The sequence below is a fragment of the Methylosarcina fibrata AML-C10 genome (assembly GCF_000372865.1).
GTDB classification, from domain to species: Bacteria; Pseudomonadota; Gammaproteobacteria; order Methylococcales; family Methylomonadaceae; genus Methylosarcina; species Methylosarcina fibrata.
This window is the reverse complement of the sequence record NZ_KB889965.1, coordinates 1,435,732-1,460,351: the sequence shown is the minus strand read 5'-3', so window position 1 is coordinate 1,460,351 and position 24,620 is coordinate 1,435,732. Positions and strand designations below refer to the sequence as shown.

Annotated in this window: 20 protein-coding genes; 15 read left to right on the top strand and 5 right to left on the bottom strand. The window is 57.0% G+C overall.

Translation table 11 applies throughout. The annotated features are described in order from the left end of the window. Positions 1–162: 162 nt before the first annotated feature. Complete coding sequence (gene glgP / locus A3OW_RS0106970) at positions 163–2,682, bottom strand: alpha-glucan family phosphorylase (RefSeq protein WP_020562710.1); 2,520 nt, start codon at positions 2,680–2,682, stop codon at positions 163–165. A 454-nt stretch (positions 2,683–3,136) separates the two neighbouring features. Here glgP and A3OW_RS26980 point away from each other — a divergent pair, with 454 nt between their 5' ends. After that, positions 3,137–3,805, top strand: a complete 669-nt coding sequence (locus A3OW_RS26980; RefSeq protein WP_033412228.1) for a response regulator — start codon at positions 3,137–3,139, stop codon at positions 3,803–3,805. 27 nt (positions 3,806–3,832) lie between these two features. Here A3OW_RS26980 and A3OW_RS0106960 read toward each other — a convergent pair whose 3' ends face one another. Beyond that, entirely contained in the window at positions 3,833–5,932 is a 2,100-nt protein-coding gene (locus tag A3OW_RS0106960; protein ID WP_020562708.1) for a hybrid sensor histidine kinase/response regulator, read from the bottom strand. Positions 5,933–6,544: 612 nt separating this feature from the next. Between A3OW_RS0106960 and A3OW_RS0106945 the strand changes: the two genes are divergently transcribed. Further along, positions 6,545–7,717 (top strand): lipase-like domain-containing protein, encoded by a 1,173-nt coding sequence (locus tag A3OW_RS0106945; RefSeq protein ID WP_020562705.1) that lies wholly within the window; start codon positions 6,545–6,547, stop codon positions 7,715–7,717. A gap of 511 nt (positions 7,718–8,228) precedes the next feature. Here A3OW_RS0106945 and A3OW_RS0106940 read toward each other — a convergent pair. Both A3OW_RS0106940 and ppnP read right to left on the bottom strand, forming a co-directional pair. After that, positions 8,229–8,657: a YcgN family cysteine cluster protein gene (locus tag A3OW_RS0106940; protein ID WP_020562704.1), complete on the bottom strand. Its 429-nt coding sequence runs from the start codon at positions 8,655–8,657 to the stop codon at positions 8,229–8,231. A 125-nt stretch (positions 8,658–8,782) separates the two neighbouring features. Beyond that, a complete protein-coding gene (gene ppnP, locus A3OW_RS0106935; RefSeq protein WP_020562703.1) occupies positions 8,783–9,097 on the bottom strand; it encodes a pyrimidine/purine nucleoside phosphorylase in 315 nt (104 codons plus the stop codon). A 215-nt stretch (positions 9,098–9,312) separates the two neighbouring features. On the opposite strand from ppnP, the gene A3OW_RS0106925 reads away from it, so the two are divergent. The 10 genes from A3OW_RS0106925 (at position 9,313) to A3OW_RS0106875 (ending at position 17,213) form a co-directional block, all read left to right on the top strand. Beyond that, the gene (locus A3OW_RS0106925; protein WP_020562701.1) at positions 9,313–9,762 is read left to right on the top strand and encodes an SUF system Fe-S cluster assembly regulator; all 450 of its coding nucleotides are present in this window, start codon (positions 9,313–9,315) and stop codon (positions 9,760–9,762) included. A 61-nt stretch (positions 9,763–9,823) separates the two neighbouring features. After that, entirely contained in the window at positions 9,824–11,272 is a 1,449-nt protein-coding gene (gene sufB / locus A3OW_RS0106920) for a Fe-S cluster assembly protein SufB (protein ID WP_020562700.1), read from the top strand. Next, positions 11,272–11,535: a toxin HicA gene (locus A3OW_RS26975; RefSeq protein WP_083918158.1), complete on the top strand. Its 264-nt coding sequence runs from the start codon at positions 11,272–11,274 to the stop codon at positions 11,533–11,535. The genes sufB and A3OW_RS26975 overlap by 1 nt, the downstream gene beginning before the upstream one ends. Beyond that, complete coding sequence (locus A3OW_RS0106910) at positions 11,519–11,731, top strand: type II toxin-antitoxin system HicB family antitoxin (RefSeq protein ID WP_020562698.1); 213 nt, start codon at positions 11,519–11,521, stop codon at positions 11,729–11,731. Before A3OW_RS26975 ends, A3OW_RS0106910 begins: the two co-directional genes overlap by 17 nt. A 469-nt stretch (positions 11,732–12,200) precedes the next feature. Continuing rightward, positions 12,201–12,944 carry a Fe-S cluster assembly ATPase SufC gene (gene sufC / locus A3OW_RS0106900; RefSeq protein ID WP_020562696.1) on the top strand — a complete coding sequence of 248 codons (744 nt, stop codon included), beginning with the start codon at positions 12,201–12,203 and terminating at the stop codon, positions 12,942–12,944. Then, complete coding sequence (gene sufD, locus A3OW_RS0106895) at positions 12,944–14,266, top strand: Fe-S cluster assembly protein SufD (protein WP_020562695.1); 1,323 nt, start codon at positions 12,944–12,946, stop codon at positions 14,264–14,266. The genes sufC and sufD overlap by 1 nt, the downstream gene beginning before the upstream one ends. Positions 14,267–14,398: 132 nt before the next feature. After that, on the top strand, positions 14,399–15,622 hold the full coding sequence (locus A3OW_RS0106890) for a cysteine desulfurase (RefSeq protein WP_020562694.1): 1,224 nt from the start codon (positions 14,399–14,401) through the stop codon (positions 15,620–15,622). Further along, positions 15,622–16,074, top strand: coding sequence for a Fe-S cluster assembly sulfur transfer protein SufU (gene sufU / locus A3OW_RS0106885; protein ID WP_020562693.1), 453 nt, complete (start codon positions 15,622–15,624; stop codon positions 16,072–16,074). Before A3OW_RS0106890 ends, sufU begins: the two co-directional genes overlap by 1 nt. Further along, a complete protein-coding gene (locus A3OW_RS0106880) occupies positions 16,071–16,880 on the top strand; it encodes a class I SAM-dependent methyltransferase (RefSeq protein WP_020562692.1) in 810 nt (269 codons plus the stop codon). Before sufU ends, A3OW_RS0106880 begins: the two co-directional genes overlap by 4 nt. Before the next feature lie 12 nt (positions 16,881–16,892). Beyond that, entirely contained in the window at positions 16,893–17,213 is a 321-nt protein-coding gene (locus tag A3OW_RS0106875; protein ID WP_020562691.1) for a non-heme iron oxygenase ferredoxin subunit, read from the top strand. Between the two features lie 286 nt (positions 17,214–17,499). Here the strand turns inward: A3OW_RS0106875 and A3OW_RS26300 are convergent, their stop codons facing one another. Continuing rightward, positions 17,500–18,783, bottom strand: a complete 1,284-nt coding sequence (locus A3OW_RS26300) for an IS4 family transposase (RefSeq protein ID WP_020562690.1) — start codon at positions 18,781–18,783, stop codon at positions 17,500–17,502. Positions 18,784–19,168: 385 nt separating this feature from the next. Here A3OW_RS26300 and A3OW_RS0106865 point away from each other — a divergent pair, with 385 nt between their 5' ends. The 3 genes from A3OW_RS0106865 to A3OW_RS0106855 all read left to right on the top strand — a co-directional run bounded on the left by A3OW_RS0106865 (position 19,169) and on the right by A3OW_RS0106855 (position 24,599). Beyond that, a complete protein-coding gene (locus A3OW_RS0106865) occupies positions 19,169–19,459 on the top strand; it encodes a hypothetical protein (protein WP_020562689.1) in 291 nt (96 codons plus the stop codon). A gap of 500 nt (positions 19,460–19,959) precedes the next feature. After that, positions 19,960–23,583, top strand: coding sequence for a pyruvate:ferredoxin (flavodoxin) oxidoreductase (nifJ, locus tag A3OW_RS0106860; protein WP_020562688.1), 3,624 nt, complete (start codon positions 19,960–19,962; stop codon positions 23,581–23,583). After that, entirely contained in the window at positions 23,580–24,599 is a 1,020-nt protein-coding gene (locus A3OW_RS0106855) for a dihydroorotate dehydrogenase-like protein (RefSeq protein WP_020562687.1), read from the top strand. The genes nifJ and A3OW_RS0106855 overlap by 4 nt, the downstream gene beginning before the upstream one ends. Positions 24,600–24,620 lie beyond the last annotated feature (21 nt).

Here is a 24,620-nt window from a genome sequence, read left to right as displayed (position 1 = left end):
GTTCGCTGCATCGATCGTCTATCGGTTTTTTCAGTTTCGTTCAAAGTCTCGCAACACTTCGGCTCCGCGGACAAGAACGGCTCTCCCGCAAGCGCAAGCCTGGAAAACGGGAGAACGATCAGGCGCGCACGGAGGACGTATCGGGAATCGGCTTGGAAGCCATTATTTTATCCATAAAATACGCTGTGTCTCCATCGGCACCCGGCAGCCGGCATGGCGGGGTATGATTCTGGGCGTATAGTCGCCGATGGGGCGGACGGCGGGAATCGTAATGGCATAGACGTAACCGTTGACGGCTCCGGGAATCGGCCGGCCGGTTTCGACGTCATGGATAGAGTCCGTGATGCCCGGAGCGGGCTCCGAAAACAATTGCACGGAGACGTCTTCCGGAGTCAGATCGCCCAGGTAGAGGTGCAGGCAGAAAAAATGCTCAGCCTCCCGATTCTCGATTTGTACTTGGGTAACATGAATTTTCGCCCAGGAGACGTTTATCCGCTGCAGCCAGTGGGCCAGACCGATGCCCCGTTCGGCGCCGTCGGCGGCTCTTTCCCGATAGCTGCCGGACAACGGCAGATAAAAATGCTCGGTGTATTCGCGAGCCATCCGGTTAGCCGAAAAATGAGGGGTCAGAGTGGTCATGCTGGCGCGCATGATTTTTGTCCACCGCTCGGGAAGACCGTTTTCGTTACGGTCATAAAAAGTGGGGACGATTTCTTCTTCCAGCAGGCGATACAGCAATTCCGCCTGTTCCCGATCGCTGTGTTCTCCTTCTTCTCCATTTAAAGACCAGCCTACCTCGGGAGTATAGGCTTCGGCCCACCAGCCGTCCATTTCTGAAAGATTCAGGCCGCCGTTGACCAGAATTTTCATGCCGCTGGTGCCGCAGGCTTCCCACGGGCGCCGGGGCGTATTGATCCACAAATCGACACCCTGGACCAGAAATTCCGCGGTGATCATGTCGTAATCGCTGAGGAAGACGGCGCGCTCGCGAATTTCCGGCCGGTGCATGAACTGTTGCCAGGCTCTGATGAGCTGCTGGCCGGGAAGATCGGCCGGATGCGCTTTGCCGGAAATGACCAGTTGCACGGGGCGGGAAGGATTGCAGAGTATCCGGGCGAGCCGGTCGGGATCGGTCAACAGCAGGTTGGGGCGCTTGTAGGTCGCGAATCGACGAGCGAAACCGATGGTCATGACGTTGGGATCGAAGATCCTGAGCACCCGTTTTTCGAGTTCGCTTTCGGACAGATTACTGTGAATGTTCAGTTCCCGGCCGTATTCGTCCCGGACGAACTGCACCAGCCGGGCCCGGTTGTTCGCCCGCAACTGCCAGAGTTCCCGATCCGAGACGGGCCGGAACTGTTCGGTAAGTCGGGCCGAGTCGTACAGCCAGCGGTCCTTGCCGCAAAAATGAGTCCACAGCTCGTCCGCTTCTTTCGAGTCCCAGGTCGGCACGTGGACGCCGTTGGTTACATGCGTGACGGGGATTTCGTATTTCGACCACGACGGAAACAACGGGCTGAAAATTTCCCGGCTGACTTCGCCGTGCAGACGGCTGACGCCGTTAACCGCCGCGCTGCCGTGGATGGCCAGATAGGCCATGTTGAAAGGCTCTTTCGGATCGCTGTTTCCGGGCTTTCTGCCCAGGCTTAACAAAGTGGCCAGATCGATGTCCAGTTCTTTCGCGTACAAGCCCAACTGGGTGTTGACGAGTTCGGGGTTGAACCGATCGAAGCCGGCCTCGACCGGCGTGTGCGTGGTAAACAGGTTGCCGGCGCGGGTGATGGTCAGGGCGGCGGCGAAATCGATGTTGATTTCGCGCATCAAATCGCGGGCACGTTCCAGCACCACGAAGGCGGCATGGCCTTCATTGAGATGGCAGACGTCGGGGACATGGCCCAAGGCCCGCAATACCCGCCACCCGCCGATGCCCAGCAAAATCTCCTGCGCCAGCCGATGGGTGGAACCGCCGCCGTACAGTTCGGTGGCGATGCAGCGGTCGACCGGGTGATTGATAGGATCGTTGGTGTCCAATAGATATAAACTGATGCGGCCGATTTGCGCTTGCCAGACCCGGACCCAAAGCTGATACGGCGTCAATAATTTAATGCGCAGCCATTCGCCGTTGGCGTCGCGCACCGGCGTGATCGGCATGTCGCTGACGTTGCTCGACGGATAGAGTGCAATCTGATTACCGTCCGCATCGAAATCCTGGCGAAAATAGCCGTTCTGATACAGAAGGCCCACGCCGACCAACGGCAGGCCCAAATCGCTCGCGGCTTTCAAATGGTCGCCCGCCAACAGTCCGAGGCCGCCGGAATAAAGCGGCAGCGCTTCGCTGAGCCCGAACTCCATGCTGAAATAAGCGATTTTTTTCAGTTCGGCTTTTTGCTCGTGGCATTGCTGAAACCAGCGCGCTTCCGACAACGCGAGGCGATGCGCGGAGACGGCGGAACGGAGCTGTTCGAGAAAATACCGGTCGTCGGCCAGCTCTTCCAGATGCGCATGCGATACCGATTGCAGCACCAGCCAGGGATTTCGGGTCAGATTCCATAGTTCTTCATTAAGAGCCCGCCAGATTTCATCGGCGCCGTGCGCCCAGGTATAACGGCAATCGGTGGCCAGTTCGGCCAGGCCGTCCAGTCTCTTGGCCATGTCGGGCCGAAAAAATTCGCTTGTTTTCATCGAAGAAGCCCCGTCGAGTTGTCGGACGTCAAAGAGGGAGAGAGTGGTCGCGGAGCCTGTGCTTAGCGGAGGAGGCTCTAAAACCACTCTGAACGGCGATCACCAAGGATGCTCGGAAAGCCGATTATCCGTTAGCGCCGGCAAAAATAAAAGCGTAGCGAACATTTATGACGGATTCGAGACCGCCGATAAAAAACAAGCGGCTTGCCGCCGGCTATTTTCCGGGTCATCTTTCTCCGATTTAACGGTCAGAAACGCCCTTAATTCGATTATGCGTTCCCCGAAGGCTCTTGTTATACTGGCGATCGTAAAGCAGCCCGCTTTCCTTGCGCCGATTATCCTGCTTTATCCTTTGGCGCTTGAGTCCGGCGCGGTGCTCCGGGAGCAACCGGAAGTGCCGTGCTGTCCGGAAGAGAGAGACTGTTCCCATAACGATCGGATAGGAGTTGACTGTATGCATATCTTGCTGGTAGACGACCATACCTTGTTCAGGGAAGCGCTGCTCCACGTGCTGCATCAAATCGACCCGCAAACCGTCGTGCTCGAAGCCGCCAATGCCGAGGAAGCGGCGCAATGGATCGTCCGCATGCGCACGCTCGATCTCGTCCTGCTGGACATCGACCTGCCCGACGTCGACGGCCTGACCGCTTTGCCGAACTTGCGGGAACTGGCGCCGACGGTGCCGATCGTCGTGCTTTCGGGTTCGGAAACGTCTTCCCACGTGAAACGGGCCCTGGACAGCGGGGCCGTCGGCTATGTTCCGAAGTCGTGCAGCAGCCATGAGATGCTGGCCGCGCTGCGCCTGATCCTGCAGGGGGACATCTACGTTCCGCCCCGCTTGCTGGGCAAATTGGAAGGAGCCCGGCTCTCGGCGCCTGCTGCCGGCGGGTTTGAGGCACCGCCCGTTCCGCTGACTTCCCGCCAGATCGAAGTGCTTAAACTGATGGCGCGCGGGCTACCGAACAAATCCATTGCGAATACTTTGAATTTGGCGGAAGGCACGGTCAAACTGCATGTTTCCGCCATCATGCGCTGTCTTGGCGCCCGCAATCGGACCGGAGCGGTCATCGAAGCGTCGCGGCTCGGTCTGGTGCCGGGCCCTGTTGCCGTCTCCGAGGAATGAGCGAAACCCGGCCGGAACGCGAGCCGGTCAGGCATGTCCTTTGATCAGCTTGCCGGTCAAATAGTGCAGCGTGCTGCGCAGCTTGGCGGGCTGCACCGGCTTGTGCAACAGCGGATAACCGCTGGCGTCGGCGTCGCGTAAACGTTCAGGACCGGTGTCGCCGGTAATGACCAATACTTCGAACGGACAGTCCAACCGGGCTTGCAGGCGTCTTGCGAAGTCGATGCCCGAGACAGTGCCCGGAAGACGGTAGTCGACGATCAGCAATTCCAGAGGCTGCCCGTGAGCGGCCAGTTTTTCCTCCGCTTCGGCCGGCGATGCGGCGGTGATGACCCGGCATCCCCAGCGAGTCAGCAGCGCCTCCATGCCCGCCAGAACGGCCGTGTCGTCCTCCACCACCCAGACCTGCCGTCCCGACAGCGAGTCGTTCGGATAATAGGCTTGTTCATACGAATGCGCCGATGCCGGCTGGTTTGCCGCGCGAGTCAGCGGCAAGGTGATCGAGAAACAGGAACCTCGGCCCCGGCGCGAAGCCACTTTGATCTCATGGCCTAGTAACGCAGCAAGGCGTTTGACGATGGCCAGACCCAGGCCCAGACCCTGCCGCCGGTCGCGCGCCGGATTCTGCAACTGATGGAATTCGATAAAAATGTCATCCAGTTGGTCTTCCGGAATACCCGGTCCATTGTCGATCACCTGAATTTCGACGCAGTCTCCGCGCCGGCGGCCGCCTACTAAAACGCGGCCGTTTTCGGTATAGCGCAAAGCATTTCCTATCAGATTGCGCAGCATTCGTTCGAGCATGGCCGGATCCGTTTCCACAAGGGCGCCCGCCGGACGGAAGTGCAAGTCGTTGCGGTTTTCCCAGGCAATCGCTTGAAATTCGGTTTGCAGGCGGGCGAACAGGCCGGGAAGAGCCAGCGGCTGGACGGCGGGTTTGACGACGCCGGCATCCAGTTTGGAAATGTCCAGCAAGGCATTCAGCATGGAATTGATGGAGGCGATGGCATCGTCGATCTGGCCGATGACTCGTGCCGTTTCCGGGCCATGAACCCGGTCCGACAGTTCGGCGAAAAACAAGCCCAAGGCATGAATGGGTTGCCTGAGATCGTGGCTGGCGGCCGCCAGAAAACGGGTTTTGGCCGCATTCGCCTGCTCGGCTTCCTTACGCGCTTTTTCAAGCGCCTGTTCGCGTTTGTTTAAATCGCTGATGTCGGTGAAAGTGAGCACCCGTCCTCCTTGTGCCAGTTTCGACTGCCGGATCTCGTAGACTTGGCCTTCGGCCAACCGGTATTCGGAGCGGTCTTCGGAAGCCATCGTCAGGCGAGGGTCGGCCGCCTGGAGAATCGAGGCCAGATGGGCATCGGCCGAGACGCGTTCTCCCGCCGGGCCGAGCAGCCGGATGAATTGCCGGTTCCACATCCGCAGCCGGTCGTCGCCGTCCGTCATGCTGATGCCCTGGCTCATGTTTTCCAGAGCCGTTTCCAGCAGCACCGATTTCTCTTCGGATTCCCGGCGCAACGCGACGTTCTCGAAATTCAGGATCAATGCATGATTCAACGTGTCCGCCAGTTTCAAGCTGCTGACCACGCCTAATACCGTCAGAATGGCCAGAATGAGCGCGGCCGCGGCATACATCTGGCCGCCCTGGAGCAGAAGCAGACTGACCAAAGGCAAGGCCGGCGGCAACGAAATGGCGATCACCGCGGGCAGATAGCAGGTCCAGGTGAGCATGGCGCCCACGATCTCGATGATCAGAGTCAGGCTGACGAGCAAGACGTTCAGCGGTTGCGCGGGCGTCATAAACCAAATCACGCACAATCCCCAGCACAGGCCGGTCAACGCGGCGATCGTCAGGATGATCCGCTTGAATCGTCTCCTGCTCGCGCTCAGCACCTCCTTGTGCCGGTGGTAAAAATTCAACGCCATCCATTTGCAGAAATTGATGGCAGTCAGCAATAAAAACCAGCCTAGCAGCAGTTTCTGCGAAGCCGTATCCCAGAGCCCGAAAACCAGGAGGCCGGATACCAGCAACATCGAGAAAAAAACGTATTGGCCGTGCCCCGTGACCACCCACAGGCGTTCCACCTCGATTTCATCGCGGAATTGTTGCTCTATGCCGTTCACGGTTTCACCTTGAATAAAAGTATCAATTCATCGAGGCCGGGGGCGCTCGGTTTCGCCGGCTCTCCGGCCGCCCGGATCGGTTCGGCCTGCCGAATAAAAACGACGGTCCCGGTGCAATGACAGATTAATCGCATGGGTGCCGGCTTTCAACTGTCCGTACGATCTAGGCCTTTTTTCTACGGGTAACGAACGGCTACGCACCGGCCGATAAAAGTATTAGCCTTATAACGAACGGAAGGTCGGAAGGCGGAAGGCAATCATTCCAAGGGAATAACTTGACCGTTTTTTAAAAATCAGGCCTGAGCTTATGGGATATTTTATTTGATAATCAATTCGGTCATAGTCGGCAGCAACACACCGGCTGCTTGCCGTTCCGGCGGCTCCGGTTTGTTCATAACGGTGTTTCGGAAGGATCGGCGCGATGTTTTTGCAGGAATTCGAGCTGGCCCGGCAAAATGTAAGCCATTGGCTTGAGGTCACCGGTTATCCCGGAAACACGATGCAACTGTGACAACAACCGGAGAAGACAATAAACGAAATGCCTCGGTTTGCGCCCGGCAGTTTCGACTTCTGTCCGGCATGACCCGATAATCAAAAACGGAGGATCCAGCAATGAAATCAAAAAACATCGTATTCGTACACGGCTTGTTCGGTTGGGGACCGGGAGAACTGGGCGGGATGCCGTATTGGGGCCATGCCATGGAGGCGTTCAAGGAGGATTTTGCGGTTCACGAGGCTTGCTGCGGGCCGGTGAGCTCCTTTCACGACCGGGCCTGCGAGGTATTCGCCCAAATCAAGGGCGTACCGGTGGATTATGGGGCGCAACATAGCCTGAACGAAGGACACAAAAGGACATCGAAACGTTTTGGCGGACAGTGTTTCGTCAAGGATTGGTCGGAAGATAATCCCGTCATTCTAGTCGGCCACAGTGCCGGTGCCCAAACCTGCATGCAGCTTCAGCGATTGCTGGCGGAAGATTACTGGGACTGCGGTTCGAGTGCGGGGTGGATCGAAGCCATTATTTCAATAGCGGGCGTTTTGAACGGGTCGACGCTGCCTTATCTGCTCGGCTGCGATCAATCCACCGGCTTGCTGACTGGCCCGGTAGGTCATTTTCTCGGGAAAGGGGTCGAAGTGATCGGTTTGGCCGCTCAAGGACCGGTTAAGGAATTCTACGACTTCAAACTGGACCAGTGGCTCGGCGATAAAACGCCGGGCAACCTGGAGGATTTGACTTCAGCTCTCAGCGCTAGCCGTTTTGCCCAAGGCGAGGATAATCTCGCCTTCGATCTTTCGTTACAGGGCTGCTGGAAAGCCAACAAACAGTTTACTACGCATCCCGATACCTACTATCTGTCCTTCGTTACCTCTCAAACCCGAAAGGAAGAGCTTTTCGGACGACAAGTTCCTGAATGGGGATTAAACCCTCTGCTGGCCCTTTCAGGAATGTACCAGGGAGTTTTCCCCGGCTTCAATGAACCGCCCATACCCGGCTGGGGCAGCGGCGACTTGACGGCCGGAAAATGGCAGGAAAACGACGGCGCCGTCAGTTCTATTTCCCAGAGATATCCTTTCACGGCGGGGAATCATCCGGTCGGCGGCGAAGGCGTTTTGCGGAGAGAACAACTCGAAACGGGGAAATGGTACTGGGAAAAAGCGGAGGACAGCACAGGCCGTCGATTCGATCATCTGGATGTCGTCTTCGGTTGCGGGCTGGACAATGCGATGGTGGAAGCCCACCAGGCGCTTTATCGAATCCTGTGCGCCCGATTGCGGGATTTATAAAGTCGGCAGGCCTCTTGTACACTGTCGGAACGAAGTGATAAAGGCCGAATCTTGATCGTCTACGAAATCATATCGCGCTTTCAATGAAGCTCTGAAGAAATCGAATAATCTCTCTTACCCTTTACATTCATTCTGTAATGTGTCGGGGAGCGGCAACCGGATGCCTTCCTTTTCGGCTGTCTCCGTTACGAGGCTGTTTGATAAAAATAAAATACATCCAATACGGATTCATCGCGTACCGATTGAACCGGCCAAAACGCATGCAACGGAAAGGATAGCGGACAGAAACCGGGCATGGGGTCGCCCTGCATTAATACACCACACCGCCGAATTCAAGAGGAATATAGCCATGCATTCTTTCATTAAGCCCATTCTGGAAAGCTGTCTTATCCTGACCCTCGGCCTACCTTTAATTGAAGAAATCTATCGACCGGAAAGGGGGCAAGGATGTCCCGAATAACCGAAACGGTGGGCGCAAGAACGAGCCGAATTCATCGGATTCACCGATTGCTCAATCCAGCCATCTGATGATGTGCTCTTCCGGACGGTCGATTTCGGTTTCTTTCATCGCGTAGCTTTTGATCGAAATGCCAGCCTTCTCGACGCTTTTTCCGTTCCCAGTCAGCAAGGGATGCCAGGCGGGCAGGTCTTCGCCGTCGCTCAGCAGGCGGTAGGCGCAGGTGGAAGGGAGCCAATTGAATTCGGCGAAGTCATGCTGTTTTAAATCCAGACACTGAGGAACCAGCCGGGTGCGCTCGTCATAGCGGGTGCATCGGCAGGTTTTCAGGTCGATGTATTTACAGACGACGCTGGTAAAATGGATTTCGCGGGTGTCTTCGTCCTCCAGCTTGATCAGGCAGCACTTGCCGCAGCGGTCGCATAACGACTCCCATTCCTCGGTCGTCATTTCGCCGAGTTTTTTCGTTTTCCAGAAGCTCATGATCGGAAAGAATTACTGTGAAAATCGAAAGATGCCAGTGGCAACGGCCGGCCGGTCAGGGCGATTATTCATTCTTGATTTTCGCCCGAAAGCCGCAGCCGTCGCCGAAGGTGGCGCTGTTCCCGTTATTTGAGAAAGGAACAGCAATAGTCGGTCGGCGTTTTGATTTTTACCGTGAACCGGGCATTAGCCGGCACGTGAAAAGAGCCGCCTGCGGCGACCGGCTGCCACTCGTCCGAACCGGGCAATAACACTTCGAGTTCGCCGTCGATGATTTCCATCAATTCCGGGTCCGCCGTATTAAAGGTGTATTCGCCGGGTAGCATGAAGCCCAGGGTTTTTACCGCGCCGCCGGCAAAATGCAGGGTACGGCTGCTGACCTTGCCGTCGAAGTAGACGTTGGCTTTTTTGACGACGGATACGTTGACAAATTCCGACATAAAGAATCCTTATGACAATGATTGAAAAGTGGGGCGCAATCATACCAGATTTGGAAAAAGTTCGGCTGGAGTTTTCGTGGCATCGCGGTAAAAACGGCCTGGAAGCGCTGCGTTTTTCGTCTTGAACCTTTCACTTTTTCTTTCTACCAATAACCAACCTCTTTACTCTGGTTTTAAATAGTACTAAAATAGTCCTCAATTTTCAGGAGCGGGATATGTTACGATTAAGCAAGTTGACTGATTATGCCACGGTTATCTTGAGTTTCATGGCCAGAGACAGCAAACAGGTGCATGCGGCCATGGAAATCGCGGCGGCGACCGGCATCGCCCTGCCCACGGTCAGCAAGATATTGAAACTGCTGGTCAACGCCGAAGTGCTGAGTTCCACACGCGGCGCCAAAGGCGGTTATGCGCTGGCCAGCGAGCCGGAACGCATTACCGTCGCGGCGGTGATCTGCGCGCTGGAAGGCCCGATCGCCCTGACCGAATGCAGCATTTCCCATCAGGGCTGCGAGCAGGCTTCCGGCTGCGGGATTCGCAGCAACTGGAGCGTGATCAATCAGGCCATCCACGATGCCCTGGAGTCGGTAACGCTGGCGGATCTGATTCGGCCTGCGATGGTGCCCGAAGAGATCCTGATTCCGGTGGCCAGTTTATATCGTTAGCAAGAAAGCCCGCAGTATTGTCCGGTGGTATGGCTTACCCGAAATTTATAGAGAGTTTTTTATGTCCGCAAGTGCTCAAGAAATCCAGAATCTGATCAGCCAGGAATACAAACAGGGCTTTGTCACCGTGGTGGAAACCGAGACCTTTCCTCCCGGTCTCGACGAAGAAGTGATCCGCAAGCTGTCGGAGGTCAAGAAAGAACCCGAGTTCATGCTCGAATACCGGCTGAAGGCGTTCCGCCACTGGCAGACGATGAAGAGTCCCGAATGGGCTTTCGTCAAGTTCGACCCGATCGATTATCAGGCGATCAGCTATTATTCCGCGCCGAAACGCAAGGAAGACCGGCCGAAAAGCCTCGACGACATCGATCCCGAAGTGCTCAGCGCCTACAAAAAACTGGGCATTCCTCTCGACGAGCAGGAACGGCTGGCCGGCGTCGCGGTCGACGCGGTGTTCGACAGCGTCTCGGTGGCGACCACGTTCAAAGGCAAACTGAAGGAAGCCGGCGTTATTTTCTGCCCGATTTCGGAAGCGCTGCGCGATTATCCGGAACTGGTCAAGCAGTATCTGGGCTCGGTCGTGCCGCACACCGACAATTTTTTCGCGGCGCTGAATTCGGCGGTGTTCACCGACGGTTCGTTCGTCTACATCCCGAAAGGCGTGCGCTGCCCGATGGAATTGTCGACCTATTTCCGGATCAACGCCGCCAATACCGGCCAGTTCGAACGGACGCTGATCATCGCCGACGAAGGCAGCCACGTCTCCTATCTGGAAGGCTGCACCGCGCCGATGCGCGACGAGAACCAACTGCATGCGGCGGTGGTCGAGCTGGTCGCGCTGAAGGACGCCACGATCAAGTATTCGACCGTGCAAAACTGGTATCCGGGCGACAAGGAAGGCAAGGGCGGCATTTACAACTTTGTAACCAAACGCGCTCATTGCCTGGGCGAAAATTCCAAGGTGTCCTGGACCCAGGTCGAAACCGGTTCGGCGATCACCTGGAAGTATCCAAGCTGCATTCTGACCGGCGACAATTCGGTCGGCGAGTTTTATTCGGTGGCGCTGACCAACAATTTTCAGCAGGCCGATACCGGCACCAAAATGATCCATATCGGCAAAAATACCCGCAGCACGATCGTATCGAAAGGCATCTCGGCGGGCAAGGCGCAGAACACTTACCGCGGTCTGGTCAAGGTGTTGAAAAGCGCGGAAAACGCCCGTAACTATACCCAGTGCGATTCGCTGCTGATCGGCGACCGCTGCGGCGCGCATACCTTTCCGTACGTCGAAGTCCGGCAGCCGTCGGCTCAGGTCGAACACGAAGCGACGACCTCGAAAATCAGCGAGGACCAGTTGTTCTTCTGCCAGCAGCGCGGCCTGTCGGCCGAAGATGCGGTGTCGATGATCGTCAACGGCTTCTGCAAGGCGGTATTCAAGGAACTGCCGATGGAGTTCGCCGTGGAAGCGCAGGCGTTGTTGGGATTGAGTCTGGAAGGTTCGGTTGGTTAGTGGGTAAATACGACAAGATCCTGCAGAGGATTCTTCATGGACGTTCCGATGCCAATATTCCGTTTTTCGAATTGAGGCAATTGTTGTTGCGTTTGGATTTTCAGGAACGAATTCGGGGCGACCATCATATTTTCACTAAAGATGGAATTGCCGAAATTTTGAATATACAGCCAACCGGTTCAATGGCGAAAGCGTATCAAGTCAAGCAAATCCGGCACATTATTGTCCGTTATCGTTTGAGGTTAGATGATGACCAAATATGAAATGATTATTTATTGGAGCGAGGAAGATCAGGCTTATATCGCCGAAGTGCCGGAACTGGCCGGTTGCATGGCGGACGGGAACAGTTATCAGGAAGCCGTCAGGAATGCCGAACAAGTCATTGCCGAGTGGATAGAGACTGCGGTGGAACTGGGCCGGCCAATTCCGGAACCCAAAGGGCGTTTATTGTATGCCTGAACCATCCTGTTTAAGTGAATAAAACGGCACATCAATTTTTTAATGATGATTTATGAATAACCATTACACCGCAGTAATCAAACAGGACGGCGACTGGTGGCTGGGCTGGATCGAATAGATTCCGGGCATCAATTGTCAGAACGCAACGCATGACGAATTGATCGAAAGCCTGAAAATCACTTTGCAGGAAGCCTTGGTTTTTAATCGTGAAGAAGCTTTAGCCAATGCAGAAACCCGGTATCACGAAGAACTGATTGCGCTGTGAAGCGGGCCGAACTGATCAAATACCTGACGGTGCACAAGGCTGCGAATTTTTAAGAGAAGGCGGGCGGCATTTATGGCGGCATAATCCGGCACAGAATAAACGTTCAGCGATTCCGAGGCATACTGAAATTCAAGATATTTTGGCGAATAAGATTTGTAAAGATTTGGGTGTAAAACCCGTTAAATAACACAGGTAAAAATCAACATGCTCCACATAGAAAACCTTCACGTCAGCGTGAACGACAAGCCCATCCTCAAAGGCATCGATCTTGGGGTGAACCCCGGCGAAATCCATGCCATCATGGGCCCCAACGGTTCCGGCAAGAGTACGCTGGCGCATATCCTGTCGGGCAAGAGCGGTTATACCGTGACGAAGGGTTCGGTCAGCTACGATGGCCGGGATCTGATCGACATGGCGCCCGAAGTCCGCGCGCGCGAAGGCGTTTTTCTGGCGTTTCAGTATCCGGTGGAAATTCCCGGCGTCAGCAACATCTATCTGCTGAAGGCGGCGCTGAATGCGATTCGCAAGCACCAGGGCAAACCCGAGGTCGACGCGATGGATTTTCTGACGCTGGTGAAAGACAAGGTCCGCTTGCTGGACATGGATGAAAAGTTCCTGTACCGCGCGGTCAACGAAGGCTTTTCCGGCGGCGAAAAAAAGCGCAACGAAATCCTGCAGATGGCGATCCTGGAACCCAGGCTCTGCATTCTCGACGAAACCGATTCGGGTCTCGACATCGATGCCTTGAAAATCGTCGCCGACGGGGTCAATTCGCTGCGTTCTAAGGAGCGTTCCTTCATCATGGTCACCCATTACCAGCGTCTGCTCGATTACATCAAGCCGGACGTTGTCCATGTGCTGGCCCACGGGCGGATCGTCAAATCCGGTGGTCCCGAGCTCGCGCTGGAACTGGAAGAGAAAGGTTACGGCTGGGTCGAGGCGGCGTGATGAGTTCGGCGATCGTGAGTTCCTATCGAGAGGATTACCAAACGCTGGCGCCGGCGTTGCCGGGCGGCGGTCTGTCCTGGCTGACGCAGCTTAGGAGCGAGGCCCTGGCCCATTTTTCCGCGCACGGCTTTCCCTCGCCCAGGGAGGAGGAATGGCGCTATACCAATGTCTCCGCCATCGAAAAAAAACGGTTCGTGCCGCAGGGTCGGCCTAATATTGGCGCGGTCGATACAGCCTGGCTGGACGGCTACCGCCTGCCCGATGCCTGGTCGGCGGTGCTGGTGAACGGCCATTTCTCCGCCGAGCTTTCCCGCCTGGAAGGATTGCCCGAGTCCGTGACCGTGATGAGCATGGCCAAAGCTCTGCAAGCCCGTCCGGACTGGGTCGAGCCGTATTTGGGGCGGGTCGTCGGCCCGGAGGAGAACGGGTTTGTCGCTTTCAATACGGCCTGGTTCAGCGACGGTCTATTGATCAGAATCCCTGCCGGAGCAACGCCGGCCAAGCCGATTCAGTTGCTGCACGTCGTGACCGGAGCCGACGGCCTGGCGGCCGCGCGCAATCTGGTCGTGGTGGAACAGGGCGGCGAAGCCCGGGTGATCGAGACCTTTGTCGGTCCGGACAACGCCTATCTGGTCGCGGCCGTGACCGAAGCGTTCGTCGGAGCCAATGCCGGCCTGACTTTCTATAAAATGCAGTGCGAATCGGCCAAAGCTTATCATTTCGGCGGGCTTTACGTGAAGCAGGAACGCGACGCGCGCCTGGTTCATCACAACTTCGCCTTCGGCGGCTTGCTGGCCCGGAGCGACGTTCATACCGATCTGGATCAGGCCGCCGACTGCGAACTGAACGGTTTGTATCTGGGCGTCAAGCGCCAGCATCTCGACAACCATACCCGGATCAATCACCGGAAGCCCTACGCCAGCAGCCGGGAAATCTACAAGGGCGTGCTCGACGACCGGGCGCGCGGGGTGTTTCAGGGACGGATCGTCGTTGCGGAAGATGCGCAAAAAACCGATGCGCAAATGAATAACCGCAACCTGTTGTTGTCCGAAGACGCCGAAGCGGATACCAAGCCGCAACTGGAAATTTACGCGGACGACGTCAAATGCGGCCACGGCGTCACCGTGGGCCAGCTCGACGAAAAATCGGTTTTTTACCTGCAATCGCGCTGCGTCGACGAAGAAACGGCCCGGAACATGCTGACCTTCGCCTTTGCCAATGAAATGGTCGGAAAGATCGGGATCGGCAGCCTGCACGATCAGGTGCTCGCCCAGGTATTGGCGCGCTTCCCGCAGGAAGGCGTCGATAAGGATTGGTTGTAGCCCTGGCGGAGAGGTTTTGTCCGATGGCAAGCCGCCTCTCGGACCCCGGCCGATCCATCCGCCCGGAATTAAGAGTAAATGGTTAGGCGGATTCTGAAGAAATCCGCCTATCGGAATCGATAGACACTACTTATGACACAGTTTCCCATAGAGAAAATTCGTTCGGATTTCCCGATCCTGCAGGAAGTCCTCCGCACCAAGCCGCTGGTTTATCTGGACAACGCCGCCACCTGCCAGAAGCCGAAAGCCGTCATCGACAGCCTCGTGCATCTTTACAGCCACGATTACGCCAACGTGCATCGCGGCGTCCATACGCTGAGCGTGCGCTCGACCGATCTTTTCGAAGGCGCCCGAAGCAAGGTCAAAACCTTCATCAACGCCGCCAGCGAAAAAGAGATCATCTTTGTCAGGGGCGCCACCGAAGCGATCAATCTGGTCGCGCAAAGCTACGGCAGAAGCCAGCTCAAAGCCGGCGACGAGATCCTGATTACCGCGATGGAGCATCATTCCAACATCGTGCCGTGGCAGATCCTGTGCCAACAGACCGGCGCGGTGCTGAAAGTCGCGCCCATTTCGCTGCAAGGAGAATTGCTTGTCGAACAGTTCGAGCAACTTTTGAGCGACAGAACGCGCCTGGTTTCGGTCGTGCACATGTCCAACGCGCTGGGCACGATCAACCCGGTCAAAAGGCTCATTGCCGCGGCGCATGCCAGGGCCATACCGGTCTTGCTCGACGGCGCCCAGGCGATTCCGCACATGCCGGTCGACGTCCGGGAGCTGGACTGCGAATTCTATGCGTTTTCCGGCCACAAGCTGTACGGGCCGTCCGGCGTCGGCGTGCTCTACGGGAAACAGGGCCTGCTCGAAGCGATGCCGCCGTACCAGGGCGGCGGCGACATGATCCGCAAGGTGACCTTCGAAGAAACCGAATACAATACGCTGCCTTACAAGTTCGAAGCGGGCACGCCGAGCATTGCCGACGTGATCGGCCTGGGCGCCGCCATCGACTATTTGAATGCAATCGGCATGGCAAACATCGCTGCCTATGAGGCCGAGCTATTGGCCTACGCCACCGAGCAGGCCAAATTGGTCAAGGGACTCAGAATCATCGGCGAAGCCGAACACAAAGGCGCGATTCTCTCTTTCGTGCTGGACAGGATTCATCCGCACGACATCGGCACCATGCTCGACAGTTTGGGCATCGCCATCAGGGCGGGGCACCATTGCACGATGCCGCTGATGGATTTTTTCAAGGTTCCGGCGACGGCAAGAGCGTCCTTTGCAATGTACAACACGAAAGAAGAGATCGACGTGTTGATACAAGGGTTGGATTCGATAATAAAGGTATTTGGCTGATGTTTGACGAGTTGCGCGACCTCTACCAGGAGGTCATTTTTGACCACAACCGGAATCCCAGGAATTTTCGCATCATCGACGATGCGGACCGGAAGGTGGAAGGCTTCAATCCGCTGTGCGGCGACCGTCTGACCCTGTATTTGAAAATGGACGGCAATGTCATTGCCGACGCCAGTTTTCAAGGATCGGGCTGCGCCATTTCCACGGCCTCGGTGTCGCTGATGACCGAAATCATCAAAGGCAAGACCGAGCGCGAAGCCGAAGAATTGTTCAAAAAATTCCACGAGATGACGACCGGCAAGGAGGAAAATGTCCGTCTCGAAGCGGTCGGAAAACTGGCCGTCCTGGCCGGCGTGCGCGATTATCCGGCCCGGGTGAAATGCGCCACCTTGGCCTGGCATACGCTCGACGCCGCATTGAAGAATCAAGCCGCCGCCGTTTCCACCGAGTGATCCCCGTCATTGCTCCGGATTGCCGGAATGATCGAGGGCCTTTTGAAAAACTGGCCGTGCTCTACGAAGGCCAGGGCGATGTCCTGCCGTTTCGGCAACTGGCGGAACGGCTGGCCGTGCCTCTGGTTTCATCCGCCGACGTCGGCTCCGACGATGAACGCTTGTTTTTAAGCTGGCGCGAGGGCTGTTTGAAACTGCTCGATCAAGAGCTATTGAAAAAAGGCGGTTTGTTCGTCGAGGTCGACCCCCGCCAGGGCGAGCAGCGTTCCTGGCCGGCGCCCAAACAGAACATTCTGGCGCAGGCCATCGGGCGTAAAACCCGGACCGTGATCGATGCGACCGCCGGCTGGGGCCAGGACAGCCTGGCCATCTTCCGCATGGGCTACGAAGTGCGGTGCCTCGAACGATCGCCGGTCATGGGAGAATTGCTGGCCGACGGCTTTCGGCGTCTGGCCGGCCTGGACTGGATGCGGAGACTGAATCTGGAACCGCCCGAATTGGTAGTCGGCGATGCGATCGCTTTTCTGGCGGAGTTGACCCTTCGGCCCGACTGCATTTATCTCGATCCGATGTTTCCTCCGAAAAGAAAAAAGTCGGCGCTTACCCGAAAATCGATGGCTCTTTTGCACGATCTGGTGGGCGACGATCCGGACAAGGAGGCCCTGTTTGCCGCGGCGTTCAAGGCGGCCGGCAAGCGCGTGGTGGTGAAAAGCCCGGATTACGCCGAACCCCTAGGCGGTAAGCCGAGCGAAAGCTTTCGCGGAAAATTATTGCGTTACGATGTGTATTTGAAAGACTCGAATTGAAGGAAATTGACCATGTCCGAATGGGTAGACGCAGTCGGCGAAAACGCTTTGGCCGATGGAGAACATGTGGTGGTCGACGTCGACGGCGTCGACGTCGCGGTATTTAAAATCGACGGCCGGTTTTACGCGATCGAGGACGTCTGCACGCACGACGGCGCCGAAATCGCCAGCGGCGAACTGGACGGCGACGAAATCATTTGTCCCCGCCATGGCGCGCGTTTTTGCGTTAAAACCGGCGAGGTCAAAGCGCCGCCCGCCTACGAAGACATCGCCTGTTTTCCGGTGCGCATCGAAAACGGCAGAGTGCAGGTCAGGGACGATCGCTGGGATTAGAGCGTTTCCATATCGGTCGCCGAGCCGAATTGTTTTATCTTCGGTTTTATCCATCCGGACGAGATATTTCGCCCCACTCGGGGATCCCATAGGTAAACCGAAAACAATTTGACGGCCGCCTTTATTGATTGACTTGGAAATTCCCATTAATATTTCCTTATGCGCCAGCCCGTTATTGTAGGCAGGCTTTTCTCTCTTTATTCCATCCTCTTAATCCGCTCAGCCGCTTTTTTCAGGATTTGACTCCCGGTAAGCCGCACTGTCATTAAGTTAAGGTTTGCCAGTCCTATAAACCGTGCTTTTTCTTGCGCTTATGGAAATTCAGCGAAACGCGGTCGGAAGGCTTCCGGCGCGGAGGGGAACGGTCTGGCCGGACCGTTACGGGGCTGGTCTGGAATAACTGAGTCAACCGTTCCAGCAGCGGCTCCAAGTTGAGATCACTGGAGAGCAATTCCAGAGCGGCCATCTTGATGGCATTGAAGGAGACCGAGCGGTTCACGGCTTGTGGATAACGGGTTGTCCTCGCGTCCAAGCGGGCTTGGGCCGGTTCGGTCAGGATGGATTCCAAGCCGGACAGGTAAATGGTGGCGTGGAAGTCCTGACGCACGGCCTCGGCGCCGTTACCCGTGAAGTTCTCCAATTCCAGCCGGGTTTTAAGCAAGCCGTAAAATGTTTCAATCCCCCAACGCCAGGCATAGAGCGACCGAAATTCTGTCGTGGAATATCGGATTTCGTCGAGCAAGGAGGTGACCAGCACCTCCCACTCACCCGTATTCAGCAGGACGCGCACAAACCTCGCCTTGATGGATGCGGGCAGGCCAAGCTGGCGAACCGGACCCGCTTGCGCAGCGCACGGAACCAGCGTGACGATCTGGCTGTCAGGCCCTTCTCCTCTCATCATCCTTTGCGCAGGCCCGAATGAGGCCGCAGAACAGCGGATCACGAAATCACGTCCGTGATGGACGAACTCCGCGAGAATCCGGTAGGATGCATAATTCCGGTCCATGATCAGAAGGTCGCCTGGGCGGGTATGGGGCAGGTGCGCCACGGCGAGATCTACTTCGTAGGCCTTAGCGCATCCCAGCGTCGCGTCCAACGCCACGCGATTCAGAACATCAAACAGCACCGACGCCGTGGCGTAGGGATGTTCCCCAAGCCGTCCCGCGTCCCGGCCATTCGTGTGGGGGAGTGTTCCGAACGCTTGCCTGACCTCTTCGGTGTTCGGCAGGATCAGGCGGGAACCGTCCACAGCCAGAATGCGCATCCCCCAGAACGTCAGATAGTTGCTTCCATACATCGCCCGCACCACGGCTTCCTCGTTCAGTTCGATGAAAGCCGTATGTTTGAATTTGTAGCGGGCTTGTGAGTACGCGCTGGCAGTCACCGGGCACTGCTCCAACCACGCCATGACCTCGTTCACCACGTTCTGGAGGGCCTTCACACTGTTCCGGAGCACCATTACCAGCACTAAACTGAAAGGCAAGCTGCGCAACCGGGTGAAGGCTCGGTCCGTCGCCGAGTGCCGCCGCTTGAAAACCTCATCGCTGATTTTCTCTCGGCTCCGGTTCAACGCCTGCTTTTTTGTCCATGACGGCCTCCAAATCCTTCTACGACCTTTACCGCTCCCAAAGGTTGCTTAACTTAATGGCAGTGCCGGTAAGCCGGGGCAAAGCATCCATTGCCGCACTGACGAACGGCCGTCGGCACTTTTTTTACCGCTCTACCAATTCCTGTTTATCAAATAAAAGGCGATTTTACAGCGGAAAAAAGAGCCTGATCTCACTAATTTCAGGCTTTCCCGGCCGAGCGTAATTGAGCGGCCATTCCTCTTTTTATCCTGCCGGAAACAAATTCGAAAAAATGTGTTGTTTTCATATCATAAAATCGGCAAAATAATATCGTATCGATATTATATATGATCGATACCTTTTCTGATACCGCGAGGAGGATAGAAGATGATAAAAACAATTATAATTTTCATGGCAGCGTTGGCGTTGTCGCTGGATGCCTTTGCGTTCGGGAACGGCGCAAAGACGGAAACCCATAACCAGTCGCCTATGGCTCCGATCATGGACGTCGCCTTTTATTCACAAAATCTGCAATCGGGCTCTATGCAGAGAGCGACCGACAAGACGTCGTCATTGACCCAGGAAACGGCGGACAAACAGAATAAACTGTTGATCGAATTTTATGTATACATCCTGATCATCATGGTTTATTCGTTGTATTGGCTGAAAGTGTCCTGACGTATTCAATAAGCGATCTTTTCAACTGTGTTGCACCCATCTCGTCAGGCCCGTTCAGGCACTACGCCTTGCGGGCGTGACGAGGCCTCTAAAAGAGGGCAGCGCGCCGCCGGGTAGAAAGCGAAATCATCCTCCGTTCGCCGATAGCTATTACTAAACCCGTTTCCTTGGGGACGCCATAATAATCCTCCTCTAATCCCATCGCTCAATTTGATACATGGGATTTTTTTTGTTCGGACGAATCCGCCTATCCACAATTTTTCGTGAATAATAAATGAACTTCGGCTTTTCTTGCCGGCCGGAAACGTTTTATTATTTTCCGAAGAACCCGTTTGGCTGATGGATAGTCTTATTTCATTCCAAGCCTTTCCGGCTAGCGCTCGGCTTGTTCGACAAGGGCCAATCCTTTTGCCCGGCATGCACTTGAAAAACGCCAGGCATGACGATGAGGCTCACGATTCCGGCCGGGGCCTTCCTTTCAGTTCCACAGGTTACAGAATATGCAGACAGTCAAAATGACCATCGACGGCAACGAGGCAGCCGCCCGGATGGCTTATTTAACCAATGAAGTGATCGCGATTTATCCGATCACGCCGGCTTCGCCGATGGGCGAGCTGGCGGACAAATGGGCTTCGGAAGGCCGCAGGAATTTGTGGGGCACCACGCCGAGCATCGTCGAGATGCAGAGCGAGGGCGGCGCGGCCGGAGCCATCCACGGCGCGCTTCAGAACGGGGCCTTGACGACCACGTTTACCGCTTCGCAAGGCCTGCTGTTGATGATACCCAACATGTATAAAATCGCCGGCGAACTGACGCCCACGGTTTTCCACGTCGCGGCCAGATCGCTGGCCAGCCAGGCCTTGTCGATTTTCGGCGACCACAGCGACGTAATGGCGGCGAGAACAACCGGATTTGCCTTGCTGGCGTCCAACTCGGTTCAGGAAGCGCAGGATTTCGCCCTGATCGCGCAAGCGGCGACCCTGGCGGGACGCATACCGATCGTACATTTTTTCGACGGTTTCCGCACCTCGCACGAAATCGCCGGCATTGAACCGGTCGACGAGGCGGCGGCGCGGACGATGATCGACGACGAATGGATTGCGGCGCACCGCGGACGGGCTCTGTCGCCCGAACAGCCGGTCCTGCGCGGCTCGGCGCAAAACCCCGATATTTATTTTCAGGCGCGGGAAACGGTCAATCCGTATTATCAGGCGATGCCGGCCATCGTGCAGCAGGCAATGGACCGGTTTGCCGAAATCAGCGGCCGTTCCTATCGGCTGTTCGATTATGTCGGCGCCGAAGACGCCGAAAAAATCATCATTCTGATGGGCTCGGGCGCCGAGACGGTCGAGGAAACGGTCGAACACGGCACGGCCCGAGGCGAAAAAATCGGACTGGTCAAGGTGCGTTTGTTCCGGCCGTTTGCCGAAGAAGCCTTGCTGGCGGCGTTGCCGGCGACCGTGCGCGCGATTGCGGTCTTGGACCGGACCAAAGAGGCCGGTGCCGGCGGCGAGCCTTTGTACAAGGACGTGCTGGCGGCGCTGGCGCAGAACCTGTTGGGCGATCAACCGAGATTCGCGCAATTGCCGAAAGTGATCGGCGGCCGCTACGGGCTGTCCTCGAAAGAATTCACGCCGGGCATGGTCAAGGCGGTTTTCGACGAACTGGACAAAGCCAAACCGAAAAACCAGTTTACGATCGGCATCGACGACGACGTCAGCCATTCGAGCCTGGCCTGGGATCCTGCTTTTCGCACCGACGCCTCGACAAAAACGTTCAATGCGCTGTTTTATGGTTTGGGCAGCGACGGCACCGTCAGCGCCAACAAGAATTCGATCAAGATCATCGGCGACCGGACTCAGGGTTATGCCCAGGGGTATTTCGTTTACGATTCGAGAAAATCGGGCGCGGTCACCGTTTCCCATCTGCGCTTCGGACGCGAGAAAATCCGCTCCAGCTATCTGATCGGCAGCGACGAGGCCGATTTTGTCGCCTGCCACCAGTCGGTGTTTCTGGAGCGCTACCGGATGCTCGATAAAGCGGCGCCCGGCAGCGTCTTTCTGATCAATTCCTCAGTGCCGTCCGAGCAAGTCTGGGCGACGTTTCCGCGCAGCCTGCAGGAGGCTGTGATCGACAAAAACATCGCTGTTTATGCCGTGGACGCCTATGCGATCGCGCAGTCCTGCGGCCTCGGCCGGCTGATCAATACGGTGATGCAGAGCTGTTTTTTCGCGCTGATCGACATCCTACCGAAAGAGGAGGCGATTGCGGCGATCAAGCAGGCGGTGCATAAAACCTATATCAAAGCGGGCCGGCGCATTCTCGAGGCCAATCTCAAGGCCATCGACGAAGCCCTGGCCAATCTGCACCGGGTGACGGTGCCGGCGGAAGCCGACAGCGCGTTCGAAATTCCTCCGCCGGTTCCGGACGAAGCGCCCGAGTTCATCCGCAAGGTCACCGCCGAAATCATTGCAGGGCGGGGCGATGCGGTGCCGGTCAGTTTGCTGGCCGACGACGGCACTTTTCCGACCGCCACGTCGGTCTGGGACAAACGCAATCTGGCGCTCGAAATTCCGGTCTGGGAAAGCGATCTCTGCACCCAGTGCGGCAAGTGCGTATTCGTCTGCCCGCACAGCGTGATCCGCAGCAAGCTGTTCACACAGGATCAGGTCAAGAATGCGCCGCCGGCGTTCAAATACGTGGAAGCCAAAAGCAAGGCGTTCGAAAATCTTCTGATCAGTTATCAGGTGTCGCCGGAAGACTGCACCGGCTGCAGCCTGTGCGTCGACGTTTGCCCGATTCGCGATCCGAAACTGCCAGAGCGCAAGGCGGTCAATATGAGGCCGCAGCCGCCTCTGAGAGAACAGGAGAAAATCAACTGGCGATTTTTCGAACGGATCAGGGAAACCGATCGGGGCGCGCTGCACCACAACAAGCTTCCGGAAGCGATGCACCTTCGGCCTTTGTTCGAGTTTCCGAGCGCCTGCGCCGGCTGCGGCGAAACGCCCTACATCCGGCTCGCCACGCAGTTGTTCGGGGACCGGATGGTGGTCGCCAACGCCACCGGCTGTTCGTCGATTTACGGCGGCAATCTGCCGACCACGCCCTGGAGCAAAAACGCCGAGGGGAGAGGGCCTGCGTGGGCCAATTCGCTGTTCGAGGACAACGCCGAATTCGGCCTCGGCATGCGCATCGCCATCGACAAGCAGAAAGAATATGCCGAGGAACTGTTGGGCTTGTTACGTGCTGAAATCGGGCCGGAGCTGGCCGATGCGCTGACCGGCGCCGACCAGAGCGGCGAGGCCGGCATTTACGAACAGCGCGAACGGGTGGCGGTCCTGAAGCAGCGCCTGGCGGAGCTGGCGAACGAGCCGGCGAAACGGCTGCTGGCGGTGGCCGACACCTTGATCAAGCGCAGCGTCTGGATCATCGGCGGCGATGGCTGGGGCTACGATATCGGCTACGGCGGCCTCGATCATGTGCTGGCGTCGGGACGCGACGTCAACATTCTGCTGCTCGATACCGAAGTGTATTCCAATACCGGCGGCCAGACCTCCAAGGCGACGCCGCGCGGCGCGGTCGCGAAGTTTGCGGCCGGCGGCAAGAACACGCCGAAAAAGGATCTGGCGCGGCTGGCGATGGATTACGAGCAGGTGTACGTCGCCCAGGTCGCTTACGGCGCCAAGGACACTCAAACGCTGCGCGCCTTTCTGGAAGCCGAATCCTACCCCGGCCCCTCGCTGATCATCGCCTACAGCCCGTGCATCGCCCACGGCGTCGATCTGTCCAACAATCTCCGGCAGCAGACGATGGCGGTGCAGAGCGGGCACTGGCCCTTGCTCCGCTACGATCCGCGCCGGCTGGCGGAAGGCAACAATCCGATGCAGCTCGACAGCCAGAAACCGTCGCTGCCGTATCGCGACTTCGCGATGACCGAGGCCCGTTTCAGTCTGTTGAGCCGGACCCATCCCGAGGCGTCGGAGCGTTTCCTACGCCAGTCCCAGCAGGACGCCGCCGAACGCTACCGCCGTTACCGGGAACTGGCGGACAAGGTTTTCGATAAACCGGCCGAAGGCAAGGCCGGGACCGAAGCCGCCCCCGCAAAAGAAGGAGACAACGCATGAACCGAATCGATTTGAGCACCGACTATCTGGGCCTCCGGTTATTCAGCCCCTTGGTCGCCTCGGCCTCGCCCTTGTCCCGCAGCCTCGATACGGCGAAGCGGCTTGAAGACGCCGGCGCCGGGGCGGTCGTCATGTATTCCTTGTTCGAGGAAGAACTGCATCATCAGGAAGAGGCGGCTTCCCGATTCTTGATCAATGCCGGTATCGGACACGGCGAGGCCGACAGTTTCCTGCCGTTCGACAGCGGCTACCGGCACGGTCTGGATCAATATCTGGAACAACTGGCGGCATTGAAGCGGACCTTGGACATTCCCGTGATCGCCAGCCTGAACGGTACTTCGCTGGACGGCTGGGTCGATCACGGCCGATGGCTGGAGGAAGCCGGCGCCGACGCTTTGGAACTGAACATCTACTATCTTTGCGCCGATCCGAACGAGTCCGGCGCCGAGGTGGAAGAGCGTTATCTGGAATTGCTGCGGGCGCTGCGCAAACAGGTCTCGGTGCCGATCTCGATGAAACTGTCCCCTTATTTCTCGGGACTTGCGCATTTCGTTGCCTGTCTCGAACAGGCCGGAGCCGACGGCGTGGTCTTGTTCAACCGCTTCTATCAACCCGACATCGATCTCGACAATTTACAGGTCACCTCGCAACTGACCTGGTCCCGTTCCGTCGACGTCCAGTTGCCGTTGCGCTGGGTGGCTTTGCTCTACGGCAAAGTCGGGCTGTCGCTGGCGACCACGAGCGGCGTTCATACCGCGGACGATGCGCTGAAACTGATTCTGGCCGGCGCCGACGTCACGCAGTTGTGCTCGGTGTTGCTGGAAAAAGGCCCCGGCCATCTGGCGACGATCCAACAGAACATGATCGCCTGGCTGGACCGGAACGAATACCGGTCGATTGCCGACGTCAAAGGCTATTTGAGCCGGGAGCGTTGCGCCGATCCGGGCATCTTCGACCGCTCGAACTATCTTGCCCTGCTGGACAATTACAGCAGGGCCAAAGGCGTGAGGAGCTGAAGCATGCGACGCTTCGGCTCC

Coding starts and splice junctions, on each gene's coding strand:
- glgP (WP_020562710.1), bottom strand. CDS start 2,682: ATGAAAACAAGCGAATTTTTTCGGCCCGACATGGCCAAGAGACTGGAC.
- A3OW_RS26980 (WP_033412228.1), top strand. CDS start 3,137: ATGCATATCTTGCTGGTAGACGACCATACCTTGTTCAGGGAAGCGCTG.
- A3OW_RS0106945 (WP_020562705.1), top strand. CDS start 6,545: ATGAAATCAAAAAACATCGTATTCGTACACGGCTTGTTCGGTTGGGGA.
- A3OW_RS0106940 (WP_020562704.1), bottom strand. CDS start 8,657: ATGAGCTTCTGGAAAACGAAAAAACTCGGCGAAATGACGACCGAGGAA.
- ppnP (WP_020562703.1), bottom strand. CDS start 9,097: ATGTCGGAATTTGTCAACGTATCCGTCGTCAAAAAAGCCAACGTCTAC.
- A3OW_RS0106925 (WP_020562701.1), top strand. CDS start 9,313: ATGTTACGATTAAGCAAGTTGACTGATTATGCCACGGTTATCTTGAGT.
- sufB (WP_020562700.1), top strand. CDS start 9,824: ATGTCCGCAAGTGCTCAAGAAATCCAGAATCTGATCAGCCAGGAATAC.
- A3OW_RS0106910 (WP_020562698.1), top strand. CDS start 11,519: ATGATGACCAAATATGAAATGATTATTTATTGGAGCGAGGAAGATCAG.
- sufC (WP_020562696.1), top strand. CDS start 12,201: ATGCTCCACATAGAAAACCTTCACGTCAGCGTGAACGACAAGCCCATC.
- sufD (WP_020562695.1), top strand. CDS start 12,944: ATGAGTTCGGCGATCGTGAGTTCCTATCGAGAGGATTACCAAACGCTG.
- A3OW_RS0106890 (WP_020562694.1), top strand. CDS start 14,399: ATGACACAGTTTCCCATAGAGAAAATTCGTTCGGATTTCCCGATCCTG.
- sufU (WP_020562693.1), top strand. CDS start 15,622: ATGTTTGACGAGTTGCGCGACCTCTACCAGGAGGTCATTTTTGACCAC.
- A3OW_RS0106875 (WP_020562691.1), top strand. CDS start 16,893: ATGTCCGAATGGGTAGACGCAGTCGGCGAAAACGCTTTGGCCGATGGA.
- A3OW_RS0106865 (WP_020562689.1), top strand. CDS start 19,169: ATGATAAAAACAATTATAATTTTCATGGCAGCGTTGGCGTTGTCGCTG.
- nifJ (WP_020562688.1), top strand. CDS start 19,960: ATGCAGACAGTCAAAATGACCATCGACGGCAACGAGGCAGCCGCCCGG.
- A3OW_RS0106855 (WP_020562687.1), top strand. CDS start 23,580: ATGAACCGAATCGATTTGAGCACCGACTATCTGGGCCTCCGGTTATTC.